Source organism: Prescottella equi (genome assembly GCF_020171745.1).
In the GTDB taxonomy this organism is placed as follows: Bacteria; Actinomycetota; Actinomycetes; order Mycobacteriales; family Mycobacteriaceae; genus Prescottella; species Prescottella equi_A.
The window spans coordinates 1-13,117 of record NZ_JAIVAH010000018.1 but is presented as its reverse complement, the minus strand read 5'-3'; the positions used below and the strand labels follow the sequence as shown (position 1 = coordinate 13,117).

The 13,117-nt window shown below is 66.7% G+C and carries 13 protein-coding genes and 1 tRNA gene; 10 read left to right on the top strand and 4 right to left on the bottom strand.

What is annotated here, in order from left to right; genetic code table 11:
* Nucleotides 1–43: 43 nt before the first annotated feature.
* On the bottom strand, nt 44–772 hold the full coding sequence (locus LCL87_RS14910; RefSeq protein ID WP_225020909.1) for a heme biosynthesis HemY N-terminal domain-containing protein: 729 nt from the start codon (nt 770–772) through the stop codon (nt 44–46).
* Between the two features lie 175 nt (nt 773–947).
* Nucleotides 948–1,556: a hypothetical protein gene (locus LCL87_RS14905; protein ID WP_225020907.1), complete on the bottom strand. Its 609-nt coding sequence runs from the start codon at nt 1,554–1,556 to the stop codon at nt 948–950.
* 52 nt (nt 1,557–1,608) lie between these two features.
* Here LCL87_RS14905 and LCL87_RS14900 point away from each other — a divergent pair, with 52 nt between their 5' ends.
* Nucleotides 1,609–2,694 (top strand): MrcB family domain-containing protein, encoded by a 1,086-nt coding sequence (locus LCL87_RS14900; RefSeq protein ID WP_225020905.1) that lies wholly within the window; start codon nt 1,609–1,611, stop codon nt 2,692–2,694.
* A gap of 359 nt (nt 2,695–3,053) precedes the next feature.
* Here LCL87_RS14900 and LCL87_RS14895 read toward each other — a convergent pair whose 3' ends face one another.
* The gene (locus tag LCL87_RS14895; RefSeq protein ID WP_225020904.1) at nt 3,054–3,215 is read right to left on the bottom strand and encodes a hypothetical protein; all 162 of its coding nucleotides are present in this window, start codon (nt 3,213–3,215) and stop codon (nt 3,054–3,056) included.
* Nucleotides 3,216–3,430: 215 nt separating this feature from the next.
* Here LCL87_RS14895 and LCL87_RS14890 point away from each other — a divergent pair, with 215 nt between their 5' ends.
* From LCL87_RS14890 to LCL87_RS14880, 3 genes are read left to right on the top strand one after another with little or no spacing between them, the layout of a single operon-like run.
* Complete coding sequence (locus LCL87_RS14890; protein ID WP_225021558.1) at nt 3,431–3,547, top strand: DUF4244 domain-containing protein; 117 nt, start codon at nt 3,431–3,433, stop codon at nt 3,545–3,547.
* Entirely contained in the window at nt 3,544–3,900 is a 357-nt protein-coding gene (locus LCL87_RS14885; protein ID WP_225020902.1) for a TadE family type IV pilus minor pilin, read from the top strand. The genes LCL87_RS14890 and LCL87_RS14885 overlap by 4 nt, the downstream gene beginning before the upstream one ends.
* Nucleotides 3,897–4,253 (top strand): Rv3654c family TadE-like protein, encoded by a 357-nt coding sequence (locus LCL87_RS14880; RefSeq protein WP_225020900.1) that lies wholly within the window; start codon nt 3,897–3,899, stop codon nt 4,251–4,253. Before LCL87_RS14885 ends, LCL87_RS14880 begins: the two co-directional genes overlap by 4 nt.
* Nucleotides 4,254–4,257: 4 nt before the next feature.
* Here the strand turns inward: LCL87_RS14880 and sftH are convergent, their stop codons facing one another.
* Entirely contained in the window at nt 4,258–6,564 is a 2,307-nt protein-coding gene (gene sftH / locus LCL87_RS14875; RefSeq protein ID WP_225020898.1) for a DNA 3'-5' helicase SftH, read from the bottom strand.
* Nucleotides 6,565–7,000: 436 nt separating this feature from the next.
* On the opposite strand from sftH, the gene LCL87_RS14870 reads away from it, so the two are divergent.
* From LCL87_RS14870 to LCL87_RS14845, 6 genes are all read left to right on the top strand, one after another.
* Nucleotides 7,001–7,204 (top strand): cold-shock protein, encoded by a 204-nt coding sequence (locus LCL87_RS14870; RefSeq protein WP_005515803.1) that lies wholly within the window; start codon nt 7,001–7,003, stop codon nt 7,202–7,204.
* A gap of 182 nt (nt 7,205–7,386) precedes the next feature.
* Nucleotides 7,387–7,971: a hypothetical protein gene (locus LCL87_RS14865; RefSeq protein ID WP_225020896.1), complete on the top strand. Its 585-nt coding sequence runs from the start codon at nt 7,387–7,389 to the stop codon at nt 7,969–7,971.
* A 146-nt stretch (nt 7,972–8,117) separates the two neighbouring features.
* Nucleotides 8,118–11,009: a type I DNA topoisomerase gene (gene topA / locus LCL87_RS14860; protein WP_225020894.1), complete on the top strand. Its 2,892-nt coding sequence runs from the start codon at nt 8,118–8,120 to the stop codon at nt 11,007–11,009.
* A 44-nt stretch (nt 11,010–11,053) separates the two neighbouring features.
* Complete coding sequence (locus LCL87_RS14855) at nt 11,054–12,241, top strand: DNA polymerase III subunit delta' (RefSeq protein ID WP_225020892.1); 1,188 nt, start codon at nt 11,054–11,056, stop codon at nt 12,239–12,241.
* A gap of 62 nt (nt 12,242–12,303) precedes the next feature.
* Nucleotides 12,304–12,376, top strand: a tRNA-Thr gene (locus LCL87_RS14850).
* Between the two features lie 334 nt (nt 12,377–12,710).
* A complete protein-coding gene (locus tag LCL87_RS14845; protein ID WP_225020890.1) occupies nt 12,711–12,908 on the top strand; it encodes a hypothetical protein in 198 nt (65 codons plus the stop codon).
* Nucleotides 12,909–13,117: the final 209 nt, after the last annotated feature.

Here is a 13,117-nt window from a genome sequence, read left to right as displayed (position 1 = left end):
GGGATTGCGCCCATCGGATGGTGATGACCACCTCGGAGTCGTCCTACCGAGTGCTGGACGAACCATTCGGTGAGCCGTGCTCGGCAGCAACACGATCGAAGATTTCCATCCTTGAGGTGAGGAGTTCCTCTTTCATGGTGTCGTCTAGGGTCTGAGCGTCCGATGAGCGTGAGATTGACCGCTGAAGAGTATCGAGAATCTGCTCACGAGTTACCCCTCTGGTGAGGGCTAGACTCATGGCTTGCGCGGTCGCAGCGTCTGCGCGACGCTGACTCCGTTCGGCACGCCACCGCCTAAAGCGGTGCCACACCAACTGGAAATGCACCCCAGCGAGGCGAGCTAGAAGCCAAATGATCTTGCCCATGATGGCGAGGATCATCAGCAATGTGATGGCCGTAAGTGTCGGGGATAGAACTTCAATGATCTTGACGTAGCCGTACAGCTCCGCAGGGAGCCACTTTCGAGTGATTAGCCAGTTGGCAGTTGTGCCAGCCGCGAGCGTCGTGACCATGGCGAAGTACAACTGCAGCAGGAAACGGCTACCGTCCCTCCGGTCCTGTTCATTGACAAGGCGGTCGACGTTCGTGGCCACACGCTTGTCCAGCTTCTCGTATTGCGGCGACGCAGGATTTAGGTTCTTGAGAATCTCAAGATCTCGGACGATGTCAGCGCGCTCGTCCGATCGCGTCTGCCTGGCGATGATCCAGGTAACGAGCGGTCCCACGACCGCCGCGCTAGCCGCAATGAGCGCGACCGTAACCTCAGTTGACATGGGTTCCTAGCGTTTGTGGGAAAGGCAGTGTGCATAGGCATGCGGGCCGACCGGTCAGCCGTGAGTGGGTATTCGTGATCGAGTCGGCGATCAGCACGTCCGGCTTACCTTACTCGTTCACGCGGGTCTTCCAGATCCGTTCTTGAGTGGAAGGTACACCGGCAGCCTCATTGAGTCAGTCGACATGAGTCCAACTCGAGCCGACTCCGTTCGGGGTCAGGCTGCGCCTGAATCGGTATCCGTCGTCGTCTGTGAACTCAATGTCGGGAACCATTTTCTCCGGTTTGTCGCCGTTCAAGAATGCCCCCGTCCGCTGTTGATAGAGCGTCTGTGAACCTTCGTTAAAGATGACCGTGGGGAGGGAGACTGGCTGAGGGGGTTCCTTGAAGAACTCACTGGACTCAGTATCCGGATCGATCGAGACGAATCCGCGCCACACAGGGTCATAGATCGGATGGCCAGATTGGTTCGCAACGACCGCCGTCCACAGCCCGGCCTTCATATCAACCTTCAAGGTGACCCGCTTGGCCCGGCGCAGCGCACGATCGCGCATCTCGTTGCGTTCCTGCCTGTTTGTCTTAAGCAACTGCCGCAGGGTCACGAACGCAGCGAACGCGGCAGCAGCGGAGCCGATTCCACCAACCCAAGTTCCGAGGTCCCCGAGCTGGACGCGCCACCCGGACTTGTCGAGCGCAAGGAGGCATACGACGATGCCCGCAACGCTGAGCGGCGCGACGGCGGCGACGACGGCGAACACCTCATTTTCCTTAGCGGGGCTCTGCATGGGACGAAGATAGCGTGCTATTCGGGATTTCCAGCTGGCAGGATCACTTGCTATGCGCGAACTGCTTGAGGAGACCTTGCTCCTCCAGACGGACTACACACACGACCCGAAGGACCCCGACATGCTGCGCCGCAGCAAGCTGGTCGAGCAAGAGATTCCGGCCTGGATTCGCGCGCAACTTGAAGGCGCCTCGCTTCCTTCGGTGGAGGACTTCCTCGTTCAAGGAAAAGGCCGGGCGGGAAATAACTCCGAGATCCCCTGGTCCCGCGTTTACGACAAGACCAAGAGCCGATCGGCAACCATCGGGTGGTACCTGGTCTATCTGTTCAGCGCAAACGGAGACACCGTCTATCTCTCGCTGATCCAGGGAACATCGGAATGGGACCTGGACAAGGGGGATTTCGTTCCTAGGCCGCCCGAGCAGCTTGCCTTGCGGGTGAAATGGGCCCAGGGCGTGTTGGGGGATGCTGGGCACAACCTGTCACGGCCGGTGGCACTTCAAGCCAAACAGCGGCTCGGCAAGGGGTATGAGAAGGGCAGCGTAGACGCGATTGCATATCCGATCGATGCAATCCCGTCGGAAGATGTCTTGAGAACCGACCTTCTGGAGATGTGCGGGTTGCTGGCAACGATCTACGCCGCAGAAGAAGCGAGCATTTACGTTCCTGGCGACCCACCGCCTGAAGTGGAAGATGCAGTTGTCACAGCTCGACAGTCGGCAGGCAAGGCTCGTACCGATTCTGGGCAGGGAATCAACCTCACTGTTGCAGAGAAGTTGGCGATTGAGCGACACGCAGTTGATGCCGCGACCGAGTACTTCAAGGCTGAGGGGTACACGGTCAAGGACGTCGGCGCCAAGAAGTCGTTCGACTTGGAAGCCAAACGTGGGTTGGAGACGGTCAGCGTCGAAGTGAAGGGGACGACCTCAGCTGGCGCCGAAGTGATTCTCACGATCGCTGAGGTGGAGCATCACCAGTCGGTATATCCCGCAAACGCTTTGGCAGTCGTGCACTCGATTGATCTGGACCGTTCTCAGGACGCACCCAAGGCAAGCGGAGGAACACTGGTCGTGACGCAGCCGTGGTCAATCGAAGAGAGCTCGCTACGAGCGATCTCCTACAGATACAAGACGCCGTAATCGCTGAATCGTGCTGGGCGCCTTACCTGGTGCGGTGCCCCGCGGGGCACCGCACCGGACCGAGCGGAGCGCCCACGGGCGCCGGTGTCGTTAACCCCGCCCCGGAACAACCCACGAACCATGCCCCGATATCGCGTCTCGGCAACACCAGTAGCCCACCCGCTGAGAGCGGGCAGGCTGGCGCTGACCCTCACAGCGTCCGGCCGGAACCATCCGCGAGAGCGCCCGTGCCGGTTCACGGGATTAGGAACACCGGGAGTGTCTGGTTGCGAGGTCGGGACACCCTGTAGACGACCGAGCAGGCCAACGGCCCGCACCCCCGGCCACGGATCTAAGTCCGTGGCTGAGAGAACGGGTCGCTACTTGGTCGGGTACAGCCGTTTGTCGGTGGCGATGGTGTCCAGGAGCACGCCCGGGTTGTCGATGACGAGCACCGTCAGTAGGCGAAACGCGCGGTCGCCGGTCGGGTCATCGCCAAGGTGGGCGGCCAGCGCTTCGAAGACGTCGCTGGTTTTCAGCATGAACGGATGGCCGTTTGGCGCATGCAGTTGCTCGACATGTCCGCACACGCGGCAGGGCGGGTCTTGGCGGTGCTCGGATCGTGTCCGCGCTGCGGATACACTTCTGGAACGGTTCATAACGGCGTACTCCGTTGTGTCCTAGACCCCCGCTCGGTGTTGGTAGCACCTCGGGGGTCGTTTGCATTGGGATGTAAACAAGGGGCAACGGGTACGCCATCGGCACCATCGCGGCCGCGGCGTTCGGCGCGGTGCTGTACACGGTGGTCACCGGCGACTCGATCGTGTCGGCGCTCACCGGGATCATCGACAAGGCGCTCGCCACGTCGGTGTGACCGGACGCCCCGGCCCGCGCGGCGACGCAGGTGCCGTCACGGTGGAGGCGGCCATCGCGATCGCGTCCATCGTGACGGTCGTGGTGCTCTGCATCGGGGCGATCGTGGCCGTGTCCACGCAGGTGCGGTGCATCGACGCGGCCCGCGAGGCCGCCCGACTCGCCGCCCGCGACGACCGCACCAATGCGGCCGTCGCGGCGGGCCGGGTGGCCCCGAACGGGGCGGAGATCGTGATCCGCGACGACGGTGCGTTCGTCGTCGCGACGGTCCGGGCACGGGCGACGTTGTTCCCGCTGGTCGAACTGTCCGCGGAGGCGGTGGCCGTCAAGGAACCCGAGCTGGAGGGCGGATGAGGTCGCGGACGCTGCTGCGGGACGAGTCCGGCGGCGCGACGGTGCTCGCGTGTTTCACGCTGGCCGCGCTCGTCGTGGTCACGGCAGCCCTCGTGCACCTGGGCGGGGTCGTCGTCAGCCGGCACCGGGCGCAGGCCGCGGCCGACCTCGCGGCGCTCGCCGCCGCGTATGCGTTGGACGGTGGTGACGAGTCCGCCTGTGCGGCGGCGTCGTCGATCGCGGATCGGATGCGCGTCGAACTCGCCGGCTGTTCGGTCGACGGCTGGCGGGTCGTCGTGTCGACGACGGCGTCGGCTGGTGTCCTGCCGATCGGTCCGGCCCGGGCCGTCGCCCGCGCCGGGCCGGTCGAATGACCAGTCAGGCCGCGGGGTTCGACGGCCTCACGGCGTCCAGGATTGCGGTCAGCACCCGGACTGCGCCGTCCTTGTCGAGCGGATGGTTGCCGTTGCCGCACTTGGGGGAGTGCACGCACGACGGACACCCGGCGGCGCACTCGCACGCGTCGATCGCGTCCCGCGTCGCGCCGAGCCAGCGGGCGAGTTCGTCGTGGCCGCGGTCGGCGAACCCGGCCCCGCCCGGGTGGCCGTCGTAGACGAACACGGTGGGCAGGCCGGTGTCCGGGTGCAGCGCGGTCGAGACGCCGCCGATGTCGCCGCGGTCGCACGTCGCCACGAGCGGCAGCAGGCCGATCGCGGCGTGCTCGGCGGCGTGTAGCGCGCCCGGGACCCGGTCCGCCCCGATGCCGTGCTCCTCGAGCAGTTCCGGTGTGATCGTGTACATCACGGCGCGGGTGTGCAGGGTCTGTGCGGGCATGTCGAGTTCCACCGAGTCGAGCACTTCACCGGACGACAGTCGGCGCAGGTAGCCCACCACCTGATGGGTCACCTCCACCTGCACCAGCGCGACGCCGACGTCGCCGTACCGCTTGTTCTCGGCGATGTCGGCGATCGCGATGTCGGTCACCTCGCGGGCCGACGTGGTCCAGTCGGGTTCCTCGGGGTGGACGAGGGCGAGGCCCTCGTCGAGGTCGAGATGGTCCACGACGAACGACTCGCCCTGATGGATGTGTACCGCGCCCGGGTGGGCGGTGGCCGGGGCCCGCCCGGCGTCGACGGTGCCCAGCAGCCGGCCGGACTCGCCGTCGACGATCGCGATCTGGGATCCGATGCCGCCCCGGATGTCGAGCGCACTGTGCGGGTCCGATTCGGCCGTGACGAACCATCCGTGTGCGCGACGACGGATCAGACCCCGTGCCGCGAGTTCGGTCAGCACCTCGGTGGCGCCGAACTCGGCCACCTCGGCGTCGGACAGCGGCAGTTCGAGTGCCGCGCACAACAGTTGCGGCCCGAGCACGTACGGGTTGGTGGGGTCGGTGACGGTCGCCTCGACGGGGCGGTCGAGCAGCGCCGACGGATGGTGCACGAGATACGTGTCGAGCGGGTCGTCGCGCGCCACGAGCACCACCAGCGAGCCCTGGCCGCGGCGCCCGGACCGCCCGGCCTGCTGCCAGAACGACGCGACGGTTCCCGGGAAGCCGGCCACCACGACGGCGTCGAGTCCGGCGATGTCCACGCCCAACTCCAGTGCGTTGGTCGTCGCGACCCCGAGTAGCCGGCCGTCGGCGAGGGCGGACTCGAGCTCGCGACGGTCCTCCGCGAGATACCCGGCGCGGTACGCGGCGACGCGGTCGGGCAGGTCCGGGTCGACTTCGGCGAGGGCACGCCGCGCGCCGATCGCGGTGAGTTCCGCGCCGCGCCGGGACCGCACGAACGTCAACGTCCGGGCACCCTCGACCAACAGGTCCGCCATGATGCGCGACGCCTCCGACGCGGCGGCCCGACGGACCGGTGCACCGTTCTCTCCCGTGACCGATGGGAGCAGCGGGGGCTCCCACAGCGCGATCGTGCGGGGTCCGTGCGGTGAACCGTCCTCGGTGACCTGCGCGCACGGCGCGCCGATCAGCCGGGACGCGGCCGCCCCCGGGTCGGCGGTGGTGGCGCTGGCCAGCACGAAGACCGGGTGAGCCCCGTAGCGGGCCGCGACGCGGCGGAGCCGCCGCAGGACCAGCGCGACATTCGATCCGAAGACTCCGCGGTACGAGTGGCACTCGTCGACCACGACGTAGCGGAGGTTGCGCAGCAGGTGTGACCACCGTTGGTGCGATCGCAGGATCCCGAGGTGGAGCATGTCGGGATTGGTGAAGATCCATCGCGAGTTCGCGCGCGCCCACTGCCGGAGCTCGATGGAGGTGTCGCCGTCGAACAGGCTCGGGTGGATCGATCGCAGGTCCGGCTCGGACTCGGTGAGGGCGGCCGTGGCACGTAGTTGGTCGGCGCCGAGCGCCTTGGTCGGCGACAGATACAGCGCGGTGCCGCGGGAGTCGCCGGCGAGCGCGGTCAGAACGGGAAGTTGGTACGCCAGCGACTTGCCCGACGCGGTTCCGGTCGCGACGACGACGTGCTCACCCGCCGCTGCGATGGATGCCGCGGCGGCCTGGTGGCTCCACGGCTGCGGGATACCGGCCGCGCGAAGGGCCCGGACCACGGCCGGGTCCGCCCATTCCGGCCAATCGGCGTAACTGGACACGCGTGGCGGGAGTTCCGCGGTGAAGGTGAGGGGGTGCTCGCCCGCCGGGGTACCCGCCAGTATTCGGTCGAGAAGCATCCTGCCGAATGAGTCGTCGCCGTTTCCGTCGGCTCGACGGGGGTGGGGCGAGGGATTCACGGGGGCCTCTCGGGAAACTCGTCGGTGTTGCGTTCTGGGTGCCTGCTACGCGCTGGACCTGCGGTTTTCATCCTATCGACGGCCTGTCGGAAATATCCGAGAGGGGTGTACCGGAGAGTAGCCGGAGTGGCACTGCGTGCAAGATCAACTATTTGCAGTTTTTGTTCGTCTTTCGACTGTTGCGGGCGGGTCGGACGTGGTTGACTATGACCTGGTCGCAGCTTCTGTGTTCGTTTACACGCCCGCAGGATCGATGTTGCGAGCGCGGTGCTTGTGCGTTCCTGAGGGGGAATCGAGAAAGTACAGCGGTCGGAACCGGCCCGATGGACCGGAAGTGCTGTCCATCGAATCCGGTGTAAGAAAGAGAAGGAAAAGCATGGCACAGGGCACTGTGAAGTGGTTCAACGCGGAAAAGGGCTTCGGCTTCATCGCTCCCGAGGACGGCTCCGCTGACGTCTTCGTCCACTACTCCGAGATTCAGGGCAGCGGTTTCCGCACCCTGGAAGAGAACCAGCGCGTCGAGTTCGAGGTCGGCCAGGGCACCAAGGGCCCGCAGGCCACCGGCGTTCGCGCTATCTGATCCGTTCACCTGCTGAACGTCAGAACTGAACGACAGGCAGATCCGGTCGTTACGGCCACTGTCTGACGTCGTCCCCCGCTACCGACTTCGGTAGCGGGGGTCGACTGCGTTAAAGGGCCTGTTCGGTGGTCCAGATGCGCGAACAACGCAAACAATGCGAATCCGTGGCCTAGTGTCCACTTGTGGCCCAGCTGTCATTCTTCTCCGCCGAATCGGTGCCCCCTGCGGTGACCGACCTCGGTGGACTGCTCGCGGCCCAGGGCCAGGTGGTCGTCTCGAAGGACGGCGCCCGGGTGTCCGTCGTCGTCGACAGTATGTGGCGGGCCGAAGCGATCGCCGTCCTGATGGCCGAGGCGGACCTCGAGCCGGAAATCGGCAGGTCGGACGAGGGGCGGCCGCTGGTCCGGACGGCGCCGGTCCCGCATCTGATCGATCTCGCATCCCGATGGACTCGGGGCGCGGTCAAGTCGGTGCCCGCCGGCTGGATTCCCGGGGCCCGTGAACAACGGGCGTGGGTGCTGGCGGCCGGTCGGGTCGAAGCCGACGGTCAGCGCTATCTGCTCGGTCTGGATCCGCACGCGCCGGACACTCATGTAGTCCTGGCCCAGTCCCTCATGCGTGCCGGCGTTGCGCCGACAATTGTCGGAATCAGGGGATCCGCGCCTGGATTGCGCATTTCCGGGAGAAGACGCCTGATGCACCTGGCGGAGAACATCGGCGAAGCGCCCGACGATCCGGACGCTCGCCGCAACTGGCCGCACATTTGAGCGAACGGACCGGGACGGATCTACGTACTCGGCTTCGCGGTGTGACACCCTGTTACTGACCGGACCCGGTATAACGGGGGCGGAGGCGAGATTCGCATCAGGTGCACACAGCGGCACTGATCGACCAGGAAGGGTGCGGACAACAGGTGGCATCACGGGAGAAGAGCACGGCGGACGGAGCGTCCGGCACGCGCCGCCTCGTCATTGTCGAGTCACCGACGAAGGCCAAGAAGATCGCGCCCTACCTCGGCAAGAATTACGTCGTGGAGGCGTCGGTCGGCCACATTCGTGACCTGCCGCGCGGTGCCGCGGATGTGCCCGCGAAGTACAAGGGCGAGCCGTGGGCCCGTCTCGGTGTGAACGTCGACCACGACTTCGAGCCGCTGTACGTCGTCAGCCCGGAGAAGAAGTCGAAGGTCACCGAGCTCAAGAGCCTCCTCAAGGACGCCGACGAGCTGTACCTCGCCACCGACCCCGACCGCGAGGGCGAGGCCATCGCCTGGCACCTGCTCGAGACCCTCAAGCCCAAGATCCCGGTCCGCCGGATGGTGTTCCACGAGATCACCGAGCCCGCGATCCGCGCGGCCGCCGAGGACACCCGCGATCTCGATACCGACCTGGTCGACGCCCAGGAGACCCGCCGCATCCTCGACCGCCTCTACGGCTACGAGGTCAGCCCCGTGCTGTGGAAGAAGGTCATGCCGAAGCTGTCGGCGGGCCGCGTGCAGTCCGTCGCGACGCGCGTCATCGTGCAGCGCGAGCGTGAGCGCATGGCGTTCCGTTCGGCGGAGTACTGGGACATCTCGGCCACACTCGACGCCGGTGCCGCCGCCAGCCCCCGTGCGTTCGGTGCGCGCCTCGTCTCGGTCGACGGCTCCCGCGTCGCGGCCGGACGCGACTTCGGGCCCGACGGCAAGCTCAAGTCCACCGGTGTCACGGTGATCGACGAGGCGTACGCCCGTCGGCTCGCCGAGGCCCTCGAGGGTGCCGACCTGGTCGTTTCCTCGGCCGAGGACAAGCCGTACACCCGCAAGCCGTACGCACCGTTCATGACGTCGACGCTGCAGCAGGAGGCCGCGCGCAAGCTGCGCTTCTCCTCGGAGCGGACCATGCGTGTCGCGCAGCGTCTGTACGAGAACGGCTACATCACCTACATGCGAACCGACTCGACCACGCTGTCGCAGTCGGCGATCGCCGCGGCCCGTGCCCAGGCCACCGAGTTGTACGGTGCCGAGTACGTGCACGACACCCCGCGCCAGTACACCCGCAAGGTGAAGAACGCGCAGGAGGCGCACGAGGCGATCCGTCCCGCCGGCGACGTCTTCCAGACGCCCGGCCAGCTGCATTCGCGCCTCGAGAACGACGAGTTCCGCCTCTACGAGCTGATCTGGCAGCGCACCGTCGCCTCCCAGATGGCCGACGTCCGCGGCACCACCCTCACGCTGCGGATCACCGGCACCGCCGGCACCGGCGAGGAGTGCACGTTCTCGGCGTCCGGCCGCACCATCACGTTCCCCGGCTTCCTCAAGGCCTACGTCGAGAGCGTCGACGAGGAGGCCGGCGGCCAGTCCGACGACGCGGAGTCGCGTCTGCCGGTGCTGACGCAGGGCCAGGAGGTGACCGCCACCAAGCTCGATCCGGACGGCCACGCCACCAACCCGCCGGCCCGCTACACCGAGGCCAGCCTCATCAAGGCCCTCGAAGAGCTCGGCATCGGTCGCCCGTCGACGTACTCGTCGATCATCAAGACCATCCTCGACCGCGGCTACGTCTACAAGCGCGGCAGCGCGCTCGTTCCGTCGTGGGTGGCGTTCGCGGTGATCGGTCTGCTCGAGACGCACTTCGGCCGACTCGTCGACTTCGACTTCACCGCCGCGATGGAGGACGACCTCGACGAGATCGCCGGCGGCCGCGAGCAGCGGGGCAACTGGTTGTCGAGGTTCTACTTCGGTGACACGGACGCTGCGGACGACTCGATCGCCCGGGCCGGTGGCCTGAAGAAGATGGTCGGCCAGAACCTCGAGGACATCGACGCCCGCGAGATCAACTCGATCCGCCTGTTCGACGACGCCGAGGGTCGCGAGGTCCATGTGCGTGTGGGTCGTTTCGGCCCCTACCTCGAGCGGATGGTCCAGAACCCCGACGATCCCGATGGCGATCCGATCTCGCAGCGCGCCAACCTGCCCGACGATCTGCCGCCGGACGAGCTCACGCCCGAGTACGCGGAGAAGCTGTTCTCGACCCCGCAGGAGGGGCGCAAGCTCGGCGTCGACCCGCTGACCGGCCACGAGATCGTCGCGAAGGAAGGCCGCTTCGGTCCGTACGTGACCGAGATCCTGCCCGAACCGGCACCCGAGCCGGAGCCGGAAATCGTGCCGGTCGAGACGGCGGCCGACGGCACGACCAAGACGAAGGCGCCCGCCAAGAAGGCTCCCGCCAAGAAGGCCGCGAAGAAGGCGGCCGGACCCAAGCCGCGTACCGGGTCGCTGCTCAAGTCGATGGACCTGGAGACCGTGACGTTGGAGGACGCGCTGCGACTGCTGTCGCTGCCGCGCGTCGTCGGCGTCGATCCCGAGTCGAAGGAAGAGATCACCGCGCAGAACGGCCGTTACGGTCCGTATCTCAAGAAGGGCACCGACTCCCGTTCGTTGGAGAACGAGGAGCAGATGTTCACGGTGACCCTCGAGGACGCACTGAAGATCTACGCCGAGCCCAAGCGGCGCGGACGTCAGGCTTCGGCGGCGGCGCCGCTGCGCGAACTCGGCAATGATGCCGCCACCGGCAAGCCGATGGTCATCAAGGACGGGCGGTTCGGCCCGTACGTCACCGACGGCGAGACCAACGCGAGCCTGCGCAAGGGCGACGAGGTCGAGTCCATCACCGACGAGCGTGCCTCCGAACTTCTCGCCGACCGTCGCGCCCGTGGCCCGGTGAAGAAGAAGGCCGCCGCGAAGAAGGCGCCGGCCAAGAAGACTGCGGCTAAGAAGACTGCTGCCAAGAAGGCGCCGGCCAAGAAGGCTGCGGCGAAGAAGTCGTGACCGGTGGCGCCGTCGCCGTCGGCGGGGACAGCTAGGCTCGGCGCGTGGCGGGTGTCTTCGATCGACTGGTCGGCCAGGAGCATGTCGAGGTCGAGTTGACGGCTGCCGCGACCGCGGCGCGCGGCGGCGACGCCGGTTCGCGGATGACGCACTCGTGGTTGTTCACCGGCCCACCCGGGTCGGGTCGTTCGGTTGCGGCCGTGTGCTTTGCCGCGGCACTGCAGTGCACGTCCGACGGCGTCCCCGGCTGCGGCGAGTGTCAGGCCTGCACGACGACGATGGCCGGAACCCACGGAGACGTCCGTCGTGTCGTGCCCGAGGGCCTGAGCATCAGCGTCAGCGAGATGCGCGGCATCGTGCAGACCGCCTCCCGGCGACCCAGTACCGGTCGCTGGCAGGTCGTCGTCGTCGAGGATGCGGACCGACTCACGGAGGGCGCGGCCAATGCGCTGCTCAAGGTGGTCGAGGAACCGCCGGAGCGGACGGTGTTCCTTCTGTGCGCACCGTCGGTGGACCCGCAGGACATCTCGGTGACCCTGCGTTCGCGGTGCCGGCACATTCCGTTGGTGACACCGAGCGTGGACGCGATCGCGCAGGTACTGCGGGAGCGCGACCAGCTCGACGCCGAGACCGCCGACTGGGCCGCATCGATCTGCGGTGGGCATGTCGGACGGGCCCGGCGCCTCGCGCGGGACGAGGACGCCCGGGGCCGACGCAAGCGCGCGCTCGCTCTCGCGAACGCGGCACTTCGGCCCGGCACCGCCTACGCGGCTGCCGAGGAACTGGTGCAGGCCGCGGAACTCGAAGCCAAGGAACTCACGGCCGAGCGCAACGAGCGTGAGACCGAGGAGATGAGGACGGCACTCGGTGCGGGCGGCACCGGCAAGGGAGCGGCCGGCGCCCTGCGCGGATCGGCGGGAGTTCTCAAGGACCTCGAAAAACGACAGAAGTCCCGCGCAACCCGAACGGGGCGCGACTCGCTCGATCGCGCGCTGATGGATCTGGCCGGTCTGTATCGCGATGCACTGGCCTACTCGTTCGGGTCGTCCGCCACGCCGAACCATCCGGACATGGCGGAACACGCTGCAGAGCTCGCGGGTCGCACGTCGAGGGAGGGCCTGCTGCGCTGCATCGAGGCGATCCTGGACTGCCGGGAGGCGCTCGATCAGAACGTCAAGCCGAAGTTCGCGGCCGACGCTCTGGTCGCCCGTCTGGGTGCGGAGTTCAGGTAGAACGAGCCCGATTTGCATTTGGGCCGGGGGGACGGGATAGACTCGCGTGCGCCGAAAGGCACGCTGCCTTAGCTCAGTCGGTAGAGCATTTCACTCGTAATGAAAAGGTCGCGAGTTCGATTCTCGCAGGCAGCTCCGCAAGGGCCCCTCACCTGGGAAACCAGGTGAGGGGCCCTTCTGGTTTCCATGGTCTCCCGGCGGATGTTCGGCGGACGCCGAAGTCTGGCTGTCCCGCGCCGACACGGGGAGGATGGACCGTGTGGCCGGTGGGTCCGGCCCGGCACTCCGGGTAAGGAGGTGGCTCATCGTGTGGATGGAGATCTTCTGGCTCCTTCTTCTCGTCGGAGCGTTGGTCATGTTGATACCGGTCGCGAGGCAGGTGTTCCGTCGATCCGACGACGACCAGCGGCGCGACGATTCGTGACGAGAGGTCTCGACAGCGCTGCGCGTGAGGCGGCATGCTCGGAAGGTGAGTGATTCGCTGAAGGCCCGCGTTCGCGAGAAACTTCTGCGCCAACTCTCCGAGAACGGGGGGCACCCGGTGGAGGAGGTGGAGAGTGACGATCCGCGCCTCGTCGCGATCGATTCCGACCTGGCGGCCCTCGAAGAGGTCTCCGAGGACGATCCCCTCGTGGAAGAGTTGGCGACCAAGTACTGGGTTCCCTGACTCCGGAGCCGGCCCGAGGGGTCCGCGGAACGCATGTTCCGGTGCTATCTGCGGCTTGACCTGGCGATTTGGCATTCTCCGGCGGGTTCGCGTAACTTATTCCAAGTCAGAGCGACACGGACACCGACCCGGACGCGATCTTCACAGGTCAGCGAGGGAAAACGAGGTTGTACGGGGAGCGCCTGATATTCCCGGAAGTTGGTTGGCTC